Below are 12895 nucleotides of genomic sequence, written 5' to 3'. Positions count from 1 at the left end.
CCTCACCGGGCGGAGACTTCTTTGAGGTGGAAGTAATTGGCAAAACAGATGTTTTCCCACTGACGCGGGTCGGACAGCACGTCATTGAAATACGTGACCGGCTTGGGCTCGCGGGTATAGGCCTTGACCACCACGGACTGGTGGTCGGACTGCTCGATCGTGACGATGCGCTCATCCATCAGGCGCCGCAAGGCTGCACTTTCTTGCAGCCCGGACCAGACGGGCAGGACGGTGGCCGCCGGGACCAGGACGGCACTGGCCACTGCGCCCAGCACCACCACCGAGAGCAGGCCAGCCACGATAGGACGTGGGGTGTCGTCGCGCGCCGAGCGCTTGCCGTTGAGCCACAGCGCCGCGATCATCGCCATCACGTTGACCAGCAGGAAGTCGATGGTGCGTGAGCGTTCCGGTCCCAGTTCATTGAGTGCGTAGGCACGCGGGAAAATGCCCGCCCACAGGGCCAGCAGCAATACGCCAATCAGAACGGCCGGCTGCCAGCCCTGCGGCCTGGTCCACGGTGCTATGCGGCAGGCCCACATGATGACGAAGAAAATCAGGGAATGCAGGATGAGCGTTGCCGCGTATTTTTTGAAGAGCAAGCCCAGCGAGAGCAGCAGCGCCGACACCAGGCTGGTGTCATGTGCGGTGGTCGCTGCACGCGCGAAGTTGCCGGGGGCCAGGCCGGCCACCAGGGTGCCTGCGAGCGCGCCGAGCGCTGCCAGCAGGTACAGTGCGCCACGGCGCTGACGCAACAGCAGCGAGCCGCTCAGCAGCACCACCAGCGTCAGATGCACCAGCGAGGCCACTTCATTGAAACCGGCCAGCAGGAAGCCGCCCAGCGCCAGCCACACCAGACGCATCCCTTTGGCCTCGACGGCACCGGAGTAGATCTTCCACTCCTGCGCCATCAGCAACAGCAGCAAGGCACATGCGGTGCCGTAGGTGGCACCGCCGGAGAGCCAGAAGAGCGACTCCCGCATCCGGAAGGTCGCCAGCAGCATCATGCAGAACAGCACGTAGAACGACCAGGATCGCAGCCCGACCGCACTCAGGAAAACTCGCGCCGCCAGCAGGTTGAGCAGCAGGATGGTGAGCGGCACCAGGTAGTAATGGTCCAGCAGCAGCGTGCGCGCGCCGGCGAAGGAAGAGATGAGCACGGTGGCAGCGAAGCGCCCGCCCCAGTTGAAGTATTCAAACACCAGGTTCGACCACAGCCCGCGCTCTTGCGCGCCGTAGCCGTAACAGAAGTCGTCGACGGCGGCGATGGCATGCCAGGCATTCCATGCGATCCAGGCGAACACCGCAACAGCACCGCTCAATAGCAGCACGTGCGCGATGGCGGCCAGTCTGGCATCCGTAAAGCGGGAGCCGGTACGGGAAAACGTCGGAAAGGTGCTTGCCATGAGAGGGGGATTCCAGTCGGTTTTTGACCGGCGACATTGTACATAAGGGCAGGCCCACCCGGCCAGCTACTGCCGTGGTATCGCTACCAGCACCGATGCTAGAATGGCACCCATGCCAGAACACCGCGCCTTTCCCGTCGATCCTTCCAGCGATCCCAGCCCCAAGTCACGCGACGACGACAGCGCCGAACCGCGCCGCCGTGGTCCGCGCAAGAGCGGCGGTGGCATCACGCTGCGCGATGTCGCCCAACTGGCGGGCGTGGCGCCGATCACCGCATCGCGCGCGCTGAACACGCCCTCGGCGGTCTCGCCCAAGGTCTTGCAGAAGGTGCGTGAGGCGGTCGAGAAAACCGGTTACGTGCCCAACCTGCTGGCTGGCGGACTGGCCTCCAACAAGAGCCGCCTGGTGGCGGTGGTGGTGCCCACCGTCATTGGTCCGGTGTTCCAGGAAATCGTCCATACCCTCACCGAAACGCTGGCCGCGGCCGGCTACCAGGTCATGCTGGGCCAGAGCGGCTACGAGAATTCGCGCGAAGATGCGCTGCTGGAAGCCATCATCGGACGCCGTCCAGATGGTGTGGTGCTGACCGGCATCATGCGCTCGGCCGAAGCGCGCAAGCGGCTCCTGGCCAGCGGTATCCCGGTGGTGGAGACCTGGGACCTGACGCCGACCCCCATCGACATGCTCGTCGGTTTCTCGCACGAAGCCATCGGCCGCGAGGTGGCGCGCTACCTGCACGCACGGGGACGCCGCAAGGTGGCCGTGGTGGGCGGACGCGATGAGCGCAGCCAGCGGCGCATGAACGCCTTCGCCCAGGAGTGCGCGGCGCTGGGCATGCAGAAGGGCAGGGGCGAGGTTCCCATGCATCACGTTGTCGCCCCGACGACGCTGGGGCAAGGCCGCCAGGGATTGGCCGAACTGCTGCAGGCGCAGCCTGACCTGGATGCCATCTTCTGCAGCTCCGACTTGCTGGCGCTGGGCGTGATGATCGAAGCGCAGAGCCGCGGCATCGCCATTCCCGGGCAACTGGCCGTGGTCGGCTTCGGCGATCTTGAATTCTCGCGCGACCTGCAGCCGCGCCTGACCACGGTGCGCATCGATGGCACCGGCATCGGGCAGCGCGCCGCGCGTTTCATTATCGACCGCGCCTCGGGCATCGAGGTCCGGGAGCGCATCGTCGATGTCGGCTTTTCCATCGTTGCGCGCGACAGCGCCTGATATTTCTCCTTCCTCCCTTGTGCTTCATAAGGTCTTGATGCCTTGAGGCAAGCAGCATTTTCCCGTTGACAGTCAAATTTGGTACCGCTACCATGCATTCAATTCGAATTTGGTACCGCTACCAAATTGCAGCCTGATCGTTTTTGTCCCGGAGAAAACGCGCCATGACCCAGAACCCAGCTTCCGCCTCCTCCCTTGCATCTTTGCCCTCCCAGCACAAGGGCGCGCCGCGCGTGACCGACATGCGCGTCATCCCGGTGGCCGGGCATGACAGCATGCTGCTGAACCTGTCGGGAGCGCATGGTCCGTATTTCACGCGCAATATCGTCATCCTCACCGACAGCGCCGGCAACACCGGCGTGGGTGAAGTGCCGGGCGGGGAGGGCATCCGCCAGACGCTCGACGATGCGCGCTCGCTGGTGGTGGGGCAGCCCATCGGCAATGTGCAGGGCATCCTCAACCGTGCGCGTACTGCCTTTGCCGACCGCGATGTGGGTGGACGCGGCCTGCAGACCTTTGACCTGCGCATCGCCATCCACGCCGTGACCGCGCTGGAGGCGGCCCTGCTGGACCTGCTGGGCAAGTTCCTCGACGTGCCCGTGGCCGCCTTGCTGGGCGAGGGCCAGCAGCGCGATGAGGTGGAGATGCTGGGTTATCTCTTCTACGTGGCCGATCGCCACAAGACCGACCTGCCATATCTGGCAGCAACGGACGCCGACGATGACTGGCTGCGCCTGCGTCACGAAGCAGCCTTGACGCCGGAAGCGGTAGTGCGCCTGGCCGAAGCGGCCTATGCGCGCTATGGCTTCAACGACTTCAAGCTCAAGGGCGGCGTGATGCGCGGCGAGGAAGAGATCGCCGCCGTCACCGCCTTGGCCGAGCGGTTTCCCAAGGCGCGCATCACGCTCGATCCGAACGGCGGCTGGCTGCTCAAGGATGCGATCCGCCTGTGCCGCGACCAGCATGACGTACTGGCCTATGCGGAAGATCCCTGCGGTGCCGAGGATGGTTATTCGGGCCGCGAAGTGATGGCCGAATTCCGCCGTGCTACCGGCCTGCAGACAGCGACCAACATGGTAGCGACCGACTGGCGCCAGATGGGCCATGCGATCTCGCTGCAATCGGTGGACATTCCCCTGGCCGATCCGCATTTCTGGACCATGCAGGGCTCGGTTCGCGTGGCGCAGATGTGCCATGAGTGGGGCCTGACCTGGGGTTCGCATTCGAACAACCACTTCGACATCTCGCTGGCCATGTTCACCCACGTGGCGGCAGCCGCGCCGGGCAAGATCACGGCCATCGATACCCACTGGATCTGGCAGGACGGCCAGCGCTTGACGCGTGAACCGCTGCAGATCGTCGGCGGCAAGGTCAAGGTGCCGGCCAAGCCGGGCCTGGGTGTGGAGCTGGACATGCAACAGGTCGAGGCGGCGCATCAAACCTATCGCAACATGGGCCTGGGCGCCCGCGACGATGCGGTGGCCATGCAATACCTGATCCCCGGCTGGAGGTTCGATCCCAAGAAACCTTGCCTGGTGCGTTGAGCACAGGTCTTCATCCCTTTTGACGAGGCCGTGACAAGAGCGCGCTGAACGCGCCAGCGGCCTGCACTTTCTTTCATCAACCGGTAGTACGGGCTCAAACGAGGAGACAACCCGTGAATCCATCCCAGTCCTCCCCCGCAGCGAACCAGGTCCTCACCTCGGCGGTGAGCAAGATCAAGTGGCGCATCCTGCCGCTGTTCGTGGCCATGTTCATCATCAACTACATCGACCGCGTCAACATCGGTTTCGTACGCAGTCACCTCTCGACCGATCTCGGCATCGGCGCCGCAGCCTTCGGGCTGGGTGCGGGCTTGTTCTTCGTCGGCTATGCCATCTTCGAAGTCCCTTCCAACATGCTGCTGCAACGCTATGGCGCGCGCGCCTGGCTCACGCGCATCATGTTCACCTGGGGCCTGGTAGCGGCGTGCATGGCCTTCGTGCACAGCGAGACCAGTTTCTATTTCATGCGTTTTTTGCTGGGTGTGACCGAGGCCGGTTTCTTTCCGGGCGTGGTGTATTACTTCACGCAGTGGCTGCCCAATCACGAGCGTGGCCGGGCGATGGCGGTATTCCTCTCGGGCTCGGCGATCGCTTCGATTCTCTCCGGTCCGATCACCGGTGCGCTGCTGTTGATTGAAGGTGGCGGACTGCATGGCTGGCAATGGATGTTCATCATCGAGGGCGGTGCGTCGATGCTGTTCTGCGTGGTGGTGTGGATGGTGCTGGACTCTACGCCACGCGATGCCAAGTGGCTCTCGCCGGAGCAACGCGAGGCTCTGGTCACGGTCATCGCGGCCGAGCAGGAGCAGCGTGCGGCCAACCGTCCGCCGCACGTCTCGGCGCTGACCTTGTTGCGTGATCCGCAGATCGTGCTGTTCTGCCTGATCTATTTCGCCATCCAGCTGACCATCTATGGCGCCACCTTCTGGCTGCCGACCATCATCAAGAAGATGGGGCACTTCAATGACTTCCAGGTCGGGCTGTTCAATTCGATCCCGTGGATCGTGGCCATTGCAGCGATGTATGTCTTTGCGGTGCTGGCCGCGCGCTACAAGAAGCCGCAGTTCTGGGTGGCGACCACGCTGGTGATTTCGGCCGCCGGCATGGCCATCTCGGCCTCGGCCGGCCCGGTGATCGGTTTCGTGGCGGTGTGCTTTGCGGGCATCGGTTTCAAGGCGGCTTCCTCCTTGTTCTGGCCCATTCCGCAGGCTTACCTGGATGCGCGCATTGCAGCGGCGGTGCTGGCGCTGATCAATTCCCTGGGCAACCTGGGCGGCTTCTTCGCGCCGGCGACCTTCGGCTACCTGGAGCAGAAGACCGGTTCCATCCAGGGCGGCCTGTATGCCTTGTCGGCGGCTTCGCTGGTGGCGGCGGTGCTGGTGTTCCTGGCACGCACGCGGCCATCGGTGCAGGATGGCGACGGTTCGGCTGAAGGTCGCACGGAGCCGCTGGCAAAGCACGCGCTCTGAGCACATTGCGTCATTGATTTCTCCGAGGTCTTTCCTCGTTTGCGTCCGCTCGCCCGTCTTCTCGCGGTGCGCCGGGCGCATTTTTGTGCCGCTTTGTGGCGATGGCGCACGCCGCATTTGTCCAAGCGCTGGGGCAGGTCACGCGCCTATAATGGCATCCTGCAATCCGCCATCACGGCGGAACAGTCGCCGCCTCCCAGGCGGTGAGACATCAAGGCAGCCGGCCATGGACACCCTCTACCACCTGATCGAGCAATACGGTCTGATCCTCGTTTTCATCAACGTGCTGGTCGAGCAGCTGGGCGCGCCGGTGCCGGCCTATCCCACGCTGATCATCACCGGTGCGCTCTCGGCAACCGGCCGCTATTCGCCGGCGCTGCTGCTGTTGCTGGCGGTGAGCGCGGCCCTTATTGCCGACTACTGCTGGTATCTCGCCGGGCGCCGTTACGGGCGCCAGATCATGTCGCGGCTGTGCCGTATTTCGCTCTCGCCCGACTCCTGTGTGCGCCAGACCGAATCGATCTACCTGCGCTGGGGCGCACGCTCGCTCCTGCTGGCCAAGTTCATCCCGGGCTTCGCCTCGATCGCCAGCGCGCTTTCCGGCACCATGGGCACGCGCCGCATCAGCTTCGTGCTGTGGGATGCGGCCGGCAGCGCATTGTGGGCGGGACTGGGGATCTTCCTCGGTTCGCTCTTCAGCTCGGCCGTGGATGACCTGCTCAACGTGCTGGCACAGTTGGGGCATTACGGCATGCTCATGATCGCCGTGGCACTGGCGGCCTTCGTGGCCAACAAGTGGTGGCAGCGCCGGCGTTTCCGCAAGTCGTTGGAGATGGCGCGCATTTCGGTCGATGAATTGAACACGATGCTGGAAGAGGGCAATGCGCCCACCATCATCGATGTGCGTTCTCCGCTGTCGCAGCAGGATGGCCGCATTCCGGGAGCGGTCACGATTTCCAACCAGGAGATCCAGACCTTCGTCTTCGATGGTCCCGTCGAGGGGGAGGTGGTGGTCTATTGCGCCTGTCCCAACGAGGCCTCGGCGGCCATGGTGGCGCGCCAGCTGATGCGGCGCGGCTATACGCGCGTACGGCCGCTCACCGGCGGCATTGATGCCTGGCGCGCTGCGGGTTACGCCATCGATGTCTGAATCGCGGTGCCCTGGCGGATGGTCTTGGTGACCGGGGTCTTTTCGCAGATCTCGGCCAGGCGCGTGAGCTGTTCTTGCGAGAGCGCATTGCCGAAGCTGATCTTGCGGGTGATGGTTTCCAATCCGCTGTCGTCTCGCCCGAAGTGGGCATCCACCGAAATGCTGCCCAGGTCCCAGCCCTTGCGGTCGGCATACATGCGCAGCGTCAGCGAGGTGCAGGAGGCCAGTGCGGCCAGCAGCAACTCATAGGGGGCGGGACCGGTGTCCTTGCCGCCATTGCTCTCGGGTTCGTCGGATTTGAGCTGGTGGATGCGCGCCTTGATGTCCTGGGCGTAGCCGGCGGCGTTGTGCAGGGTGACGTGGGCCATGGGGGGTCTCCGTTGGGCAAGTGATCAATGTGACCGGTGATTGTGTCACAAGGCTCACACCAGCGTGCGTACCGAATTGGAAATGGCGCGCGCGCACTCCAGCACCAGGGGACCCAGCTTCTTCTCGGCATCTTCCACATTCCAGCGACTGGTCGGTGCAACCACATGGACCGACGCCACCGGCCGACGCTCGCTGTTGAACACCGGGGCGGCGATGGTCATGTCTCCCAGGAACAGCTCTTCCCGGTTGCTCGCAAAGCCGCGTTCGCGGCTGGCTTCCAGCAACTGCATGATGTCTTCCACGTTGGTACGGGTGTGCGGCGTGTGCTGCGTGCGTTCGCTGGCGGCCAGGATGGCTCGTGCCTCGGCAGGGTCGAGGCCGCTCAGGTAGGCGCGTCCGGAGGCCGTGCAATACATCGGGATACGGCTGCCAATGGGCATGTGGATGGGGATGAATTTGCTGGCCACGAAGCGCGCCACGTAGACCATCTCGCAGTCGTAGGGCTCGGTCAGGTTGACGGTTTCACCGGTGATGTTGGCCAGCTCAGAGAGAAAGGGATTGGCCACGTCCACCAGGATGTCGGCAGCCAGATAGTTGTAGCCCACTTCCATGACCTTGGGCGTGAGCTGGTAGCGGCGCGTCTTGGGATGCTTGCAGACATACCCCAGCATTTCCAGCGTATGCACCATGCGCTGTGCCGAACTCTTGGACATGCCAGTGGCGCTGGCAACGTCGCCCAGCGTCATGGTGCGGTGCTGGGCATCGAATGCGCGCAGCACTGCCAGCCCCTTTTCCAGCGATTGATTGAACAGCAGGTCCGAGGCGGTCTGGTCGGGCTCGTTCATGCGCGCTCCTGGAAGAGTGAAGTAGATAAAGAGTACAGGCGCTGATTCTACGGTAATTCACGTCTACCGTATCGAATATCGATACATAAATATCTGTTGACGATTCGAGTAAATTAAATATACTTATTTCAACGCGTCATATTGATATTTTCGCCACGCATCGAGGCCATACCGGGTAGTTCGATGCGAGGCCGCTTCCAGTGTTGCAGCATCGGCTCCGTGAGGGGTCGCCGCAGTCCTTGCAGGTCCACGCACCGCCGAGGGTTTTTCCAACACCGTCGCGCGGACTTCCAGCCGTCCATTCTGATCGCGCCTGGTCGCGGTCTAGCGCCAAAGGGGAGTCGTATGAAGCCGTTCCATTGCCTGTTCAAACACCTGCTGGGCAGCGTCGCCCTGGCCGCTACGCTGGGTGCCGTGCCCGCCATGGCCCAGTCGAGCTACAACGTAGGGGCGACCTCCACCGGTGTGCCCTTCACCTTCCTCGACATCAAGACCAACAAGCTGCAGGGCATGATGGTCGATACCGTCACGGCCGTGGGCAACAAGGCCGGTTTCTCGGTCAACATCCAGCAGACGCCCTTTGCCGCGCTGATCCCTTCGCTGACCGGGAACAAGATCGACATCATCGCCGCGGCCATGTTGAAGACCGAGGCCCGTGCCCAGATCGTGGACTTCAGCGATCCGGTGTATTCCTATGGTGAGGGCCTGTTCGTCAATGCCCAGGACACCAAGAGCTACAAGACCCTCGATGATCTCAAGGGTGAAATCGTCGGTGCCCAGGTCGGTACCGTGTTCGTCGATGCCTTGAACAAGAAGGGCGGTTTCAAGGAAGTGAAGACCTATGATTCGGTAGCCGACATGATGCGCGACGTTGGCCTGGGCCGCATCAAGGCTGGCTTCGGCGACCGTCCCATCGTGGCTTACCAGTTGTCGCAAGGCGCCAATCCGCAGGTACGCCTTGTCAAGGAATACCAGTCCACGCTCATGGGCGATGTCTGCCTGGTCATCCGCAAGGCTGACCCCAAGCTCATGGAACGCTTGAACAAGGCCATCTCCGAACTCAAGGCCGATGGCACGCTGGCACGCATCGTGGAGCAGTGGAAACTGAACTGAGCCCGACGCCCGGCGTTTTCATCCTCCGCCCAAGAGGCGCCGCTCCACCGGCGCCCTGCTGGCCTGCTCCCATTCCTGCCGCCCTACTGCGCCCATGCTTCTGCAAACCGTGCTGGACTTCCTGCCGATCCTCCTGAAGGGAGCGTTGGTCACCGTCGAAGTCACGATCGCTTCGTTCCTGCTCAGTTCAGTGATCGGACTGTTGCTGGCCCTCATGAAAGTCTCCCGCTTGAAGCCGGTGGCACTGGCCGGCGCCACCGTCATCAACATCATCCGCGGGCTGCCCATCATCGTGCAGCTGTTCTACATCTACTTCGTTCTGCCCGACATCGGCATCCAGCTCTCGGCTTTCCAGGCAGGCGTGGTCGGCTTGGGCATCGCCTACTCGGCCTATCAGGCAGAAAACTTCCGTGCCGGCATCGAGGCGGTGGATGTGGGACAGATCGAGGCGGCACAGTCGATCGGCATGCGCGGGCCGCTCATCATGCGTCGCGTAATCCTGCCGCAGGCCTTTCGCATCGCCTTGCCGCCCTATGGCAATACGCTGGTGATGATGCTCAAGGATTCCTCACTGGTGTCCACCATCACGGTGCTGGAAATGACCCGTGCCGGTCAGATGATCGCCTCCAGTACCTTCCAGAACATGACGGTCTACACCACCGTGGCGGTACTGTATTTGCTGCTGTCGCTGCCGCTGGTGTTCTTGATCCGCCGCCTGGAGATCCGTCACGGCAAGGGGAGGGCACGATGATCGAGGTCAAGCATATTTCCAAGTGCTTCGGGCAGCACGAAGTGCTCAAGGATGTTTCCCTGTCGGTGGCCGAGGGGGAGGTGGTCTGCCTGATCGGACCGTCCGGCTCGGGCAAGTCCACGGTACTGAGGTGCATCAACGGACTGGAGTCCTACGAGCGCGGCGATATCTTCATCGACGGCCAGCGCGTTGACCGCGAGGGTGCCGACATCCACCGCTTGCGCACCCGCGTGGGGATGGTGTTCCAGCGCTTCAACCTGTTCCCGCATCGCACCGTGCTGGAAAACGTCACCGAGGGGCCGGTCTTCGTCAATGGTGTGCCGCGCGATCAGGCCCGGGCCCAGGCCATGGCGCTGCTGGACAAGGTGGGCCTGGCCGCGCGCTGTGATGCCTATCCTTCCCAGCTCTCCGGTGGCCAGCAGCAGCGCGTGGCCATTGCGCGCTCGCTGGCCATGCAGCCTGAAGCGATCCTGTTCGACGAGCCGACCTCGGCGTTGGACCCCGAGCTGGTGGGCGAAGTACTGGCAGTGATGCGTACGCTGGCCGCCGATGGCATGACCATGATCGTGGTCACGCACGAAATGGGTTTTGCGCGCGAGGTGGCCGACCGCGTGTGCTTCCTGCACAGCGGCAGCATCGTCGAATCCGGCGCGGCAGCCCAGGTGCTGTCAGAACCGCAGCATGCGCGTACACAGGATTTCCTGCGGCGCGTGATCAGCAAGTGAGAACGAGACCTGAGCCATGACACAGCAATCCAATGCGGCCTTCCCGCCGTCCCTGTGGGCGGCTACCGGCGGTGATCCGCTGGAGACCCCGCCCCTGCAGGCCAGCGCGCGCTATGACGTGGCCATCGTCGGCGCCGGCTACACCGGCCTGTCCACTGCGCTGCACCTGGCCGAGGCCGGTGTGTCGGTGTGCGTGCTGGACGCCCATGCGCCGGGCTGGGGGGCGTCCGGTCGCAACGGCGGACAAGTCATCCCCGGCCTCAAATACGATCCCGACCAGTTGCGGGTCATGTTTGGCAGCGCCAAAGCCGATCCCCTGATTGCGGCGATTGGTTCGGCAGCCGATACGGTGTTCGACCTGATCAGCCGATACGGCATCGATTGCGAAGCACAGCGTTCCGGCTGGATCCAACCCACGCATTCGCCAAAGGTCATGCGCGCGCTGGAAGCACGTGCCCATCAATGGATGGCCGAAGGCGCGCCGGCCCGCTTGATGGACGCGGCTGAAGTGACGCGCCACATCGGCACCGGCGCCTATGTCGGAGGATGGAAGGATGAGCGGGCAGGCAGCCTGCATCCCCTGAAGTATTGCCGTGGACTGGCGCAAGCGGCGCAGCGGCTGGGCGTGGCCATCCATGGCGGCACCCCCGTGGCGCGCCTGGAGCGCCGCACCAGCGGCTGGCGCCTGCATTGCGCACACGGACCCCATATCGACGCCGAGCGGGTGGTCCTGGCCACCAATGGCTATACCGATGACCTGTGGCCGCATCTGCGCCAATCGGTCATCGCCGCCAACAGTTTCATCGTCGCTACCCGGCCGCTCCCGCCAGCGCTGGGGGCCAGCATCTTGCCCGGTGGCGAGGTCACTTCGGATTCACGCCGCTTGCTGTTGTATTACCGGCGCGACGCGCAGGGCCGCCTGCTCATGGGGGGACGCGGCCCCTTCCGCGATCCGCGCGGACCAGCCGATTTCGCCCACCTGGAACGCTCGGTGGCCCTGCTGTTCCCTCAACTGGCCGGAGTGGAGTTCGACTACCGCTGGTCGGGGCGGGTGGCCATCACGCGCGACTTCCTGCCGCACGTCCATGAACCTGCTGCCGGGCTGAGCATTGCATTGGGCTACAACGGCCGTGGCATCGCCATGGCCAGTACCATGGGACGCTGCCTGGCGCAGCGCCTGAGCGGCCAGGCGGGCAGCGTGTTTCCTTTCCCGGTTAGCACCATCCAGCCTGTTCCGCTGCATGGCCTGCAGCGTTTCTACATCGCGGCCGGCGTAGCCTGGTACAGTGTGCTGGACCGCTTTTCCTGAGCACTGCGGCAGTTGCGGCATTTGCAGCAGTTGCGACCGTTGCGGCAGACGAAAAAAAAACCACGCTCACGCGTGGTTTTTTTTCGCCGGGAGGCAGGGTGATCAAGCGAAGTTCTTGGCCACGAAGTCCCAGTTGATGATGCCCCAGTAGTTCTCGACGTACTTGGCACGTGCGTTGCGGTAGTCGATGTAGTAGGCGTGTTCCCACACGTCCACGGTCAAGAGCGGCTTGCTGTCGGTGGTCAGCGGGGTGCCGGCGCCGGTGGTGTTGACGATGTCCAGGGAACCGTCAGCCTTCTTGACCAGCCAGGTCCAGCCGGAACCGAAGTTGGCCAGGCCTTGCTTGGTGAACTCGGCCTTGAAGGCGTCGAAGGAACCCCACTTGGCGTTGATGGCATCAGCCAGCGCGCCGCTCGGAGCGCCTTGGCCCTTCGGGGTCAGGCCGTTCCAGTAGAAGGTGTGGTTCCACACCTGGGCAGCGTTGTTGAAGATGCCGCCGGAAGATTTCTTGATGATCTCTTCCAGGGACAGGTTTTCGAATTCGGTACCCGGGATCAGGTTGTTCAGGTTGGTCACATAGGTCTGGTGGTGCTTGCCATAGTGATACTCCAGGGTTTCCTTGGAAATCGTGGGCGCCAGCGCGTCCAGATCGTAAGGCAGTGCCGGAAGGGTATGTGCCATGATGAATCCTTTCAGTCTTGTTGGTTTGCTACGAAGGGGTCTTTTCCGAACCTGCGATTCTAAAGCGGAAGACAATTCTTTGCACTCGGTCAAATCTGACGCGCGTCAGTCGCGCACCGGCCTCCAGTGCGGAAATGCGAATGGTTCCCAATGGGAGTGGCCGGTCGCCGGCGCAGGCAAAACCGTAGATGCCAGTCCCCACAAGACGTTCCAGCTCATCCGCACATTCGCATCCGGCCGCAACAGGTGTCATACGGCAGGCTGGCCTGTATTTCACCGGAAAATGCTTATGCCAAAAAAGTCTGCCACAGCTGTCA

Annotated in this window: 12 protein-coding genes; 8 read left to right on the top strand and 4 right to left on the bottom strand. The window is 63.2% G+C overall.

The genetic code is table 11. From position 1 onward, the window contains the following. Window positions 1-2 precede the first annotated feature (2 nt). Window positions 3-1403, bottom strand: a complete 1401-nt coding sequence (locus CEJ45_RS11390; RefSeq protein ID WP_088755230.1) for a DUF6056 family protein — start codon at window positions 1401-1403, stop codon at window positions 3-5. 103 nt (window positions 1404-1506) lie between these two features. Here CEJ45_RS11390 and CEJ45_RS11385 point away from each other — a divergent pair, with 103 nt between their 5' ends. The 4 genes from CEJ45_RS11385 (at window position 1507) to CEJ45_RS11370 (ending at window position 6785) form a co-directional block, all read left to right on the top strand. Next, window positions 1507-2622 carry a LacI family DNA-binding transcriptional regulator gene (locus CEJ45_RS11385; protein ID WP_088755229.1) on the top strand — a complete coding sequence of 372 codons (1116 nt, stop codon included), beginning with the start codon at window positions 1507-1509 and terminating at the stop codon, window positions 2620-2622. 164 nt (window positions 2623-2786) lie between these two features. Next, window positions 2787-4166, top strand: a complete 1380-nt coding sequence (gudD, locus tag CEJ45_RS11380) for a glucarate dehydratase (RefSeq protein ID WP_088755228.1) — start codon at window positions 2787-2789, stop codon at window positions 4164-4166. Window positions 4167-4279: 113 nt separating this feature from the next. Next, a complete protein-coding gene (locus CEJ45_RS11375; RefSeq protein ID WP_088755227.1) occupies window positions 4280-5635 on the top strand; it encodes an MFS transporter in 1356 nt (451 codons plus the stop codon). Window positions 5636-5861: 226 nt separating this feature from the next. Next, window positions 5862-6785, top strand: coding sequence for a DedA family protein/thiosulfate sulfurtransferase GlpE (locus CEJ45_RS11370; RefSeq protein WP_088755226.1), 924 nt, complete (start codon window positions 5862-5864; stop codon window positions 6783-6785). Here the strand turns inward: CEJ45_RS11370 and CEJ45_RS11365 are convergent. Then, window positions 6767-7153 (bottom strand): OsmC family protein, encoded by a 387-nt coding sequence (locus tag CEJ45_RS11365; RefSeq protein WP_088755225.1) that lies wholly within the window; start codon window positions 7151-7153, stop codon window positions 6767-6769. The genes CEJ45_RS11370 and CEJ45_RS11365 overlap by 19 nt on opposite strands. A 54-nt stretch (window positions 7154-7207) precedes the next feature. Beyond that, window positions 7208-7999, bottom strand: a complete 792-nt coding sequence (locus tag CEJ45_RS11360) for an IclR family transcriptional regulator (protein WP_088755224.1) — start codon at window positions 7997-7999, stop codon at window positions 7208-7210. Window positions 8000-8344: 345 nt separating this feature from the next. Between CEJ45_RS11360 and CEJ45_RS11355 the strand changes: the two genes are divergently transcribed. The 4 genes from CEJ45_RS11355 to CEJ45_RS11340 all read left to right on the top strand — a co-directional run bounded on the left by CEJ45_RS11355 (window position 8345) and on the right by CEJ45_RS11340 (window position 11897). Continuing rightward, entirely contained in the window at window positions 8345-9112 is a 768-nt protein-coding gene (locus tag CEJ45_RS11355; protein ID WP_088755223.1) for an ABC transporter substrate-binding protein, read from the top strand. Window positions 9113-9206: 94 nt separating this feature from the next. Next, window positions 9207-9863, top strand: coding sequence for an amino acid ABC transporter permease (locus CEJ45_RS11350; RefSeq protein WP_088755222.1), 657 nt, complete (start codon window positions 9207-9209; stop codon window positions 9861-9863). Further along, window positions 9860-10588 carry an amino acid ABC transporter ATP-binding protein gene (locus tag CEJ45_RS11345; RefSeq protein ID WP_088755221.1) on the top strand — a complete coding sequence of 243 codons (729 nt, stop codon included), beginning with the start codon at window positions 9860-9862 and terminating at the stop codon, window positions 10586-10588. Before CEJ45_RS11350 ends, CEJ45_RS11345 begins: the two co-directional genes overlap by 4 nt. A 16-nt stretch (window positions 10589-10604) precedes the next feature. Continuing rightward, the gene (locus tag CEJ45_RS11340; protein WP_088755220.1) at window positions 10605-11897 is read left to right on the top strand and encodes an NAD(P)/FAD-dependent oxidoreductase; all 1293 of its coding nucleotides are present in this window, start codon (window positions 10605-10607) and stop codon (window positions 11895-11897) included. A gap of 102 nt (window positions 11898-11999) precedes the next feature. Here CEJ45_RS11340 and sodB read toward each other — a convergent pair whose 3' ends face one another. After that, on the bottom strand, window positions 12000-12578 hold the full coding sequence (sodB, locus tag CEJ45_RS11335; RefSeq protein ID WP_088755219.1) for a superoxide dismutase [Fe]: 579 nt from the start codon (window positions 12576-12578) through the stop codon (window positions 12000-12002). Between the last annotated feature and the right edge of the window lie 317 nt (window positions 12579-12895).

This window comes from Herbaspirillum aquaticum (genome assembly GCF_002213425.1).
Classification (GTDB): Bacteria; Pseudomonadota; Gammaproteobacteria; order Burkholderiales; family Burkholderiaceae_D; genus Herbaspirillum; species Herbaspirillum aquaticum.
This window is presented reverse-complemented; position numbering and strand designations above follow the sequence as displayed.

Bases quoted from the DNA above. Each gene is read 5' to 3' on its own strand.
- CEJ45_RS11390 (WP_088755230.1), bottom strand. From the start codon at position 1,403: ATGGCAAGCACCTTTCCGACGTTTTCCCGTACCGGCTCCCGCTTTACG.
- CEJ45_RS11385 (WP_088755229.1), top strand. From the start codon at position 1,507: ATGGCACCCATGCCAGAACACCGCGCCTTTCCCGTCGATCCTTCCAGC.
- gudD (WP_088755228.1), top strand. From the start codon at position 2,787: ATGACCCAGAACCCAGCTTCCGCCTCCTCCCTTGCATCTTTGCCCTCC.
- CEJ45_RS11370 (WP_088755226.1), top strand. From the start codon at position 5,862: ATGGACACCCTCTACCACCTGATCGAGCAATACGGTCTGATCCTCGTT.
- CEJ45_RS11365 (WP_088755225.1), bottom strand. From the start codon at position 7,153: ATGGCCCACGTCACCCTGCACAACGCCGCCGGCTACGCCCAGGACATC.
- CEJ45_RS11360 (WP_088755224.1), bottom strand. From the start codon at position 7,999: ATGAACGAGCCCGACCAGACCGCCTCGGACCTGCTGTTCAATCAATCG.
- CEJ45_RS11355 (WP_088755223.1), top strand. From the start codon at position 8,345: ATGAAGCCGTTCCATTGCCTGTTCAAACACCTGCTGGGCAGCGTCGCC.
- CEJ45_RS11350 (WP_088755222.1), top strand. From the start codon at position 9,207: ATGCTTCTGCAAACCGTGCTGGACTTCCTGCCGATCCTCCTGAAGGGA.
- CEJ45_RS11345 (WP_088755221.1), top strand. From the start codon at position 9,860: ATGATCGAGGTCAAGCATATTTCCAAGTGCTTCGGGCAGCACGAAGTG.
- CEJ45_RS11340 (WP_088755220.1), top strand. From the start codon at position 10,605: ATGACACAGCAATCCAATGCGGCCTTCCCGCCGTCCCTGTGGGCGGCT.
- sodB (WP_088755219.1), bottom strand. From the start codon at position 12,578: ATGGCACATACCCTTCCGGCACTGCCTTACGATCTGGACGCGCTGGCG.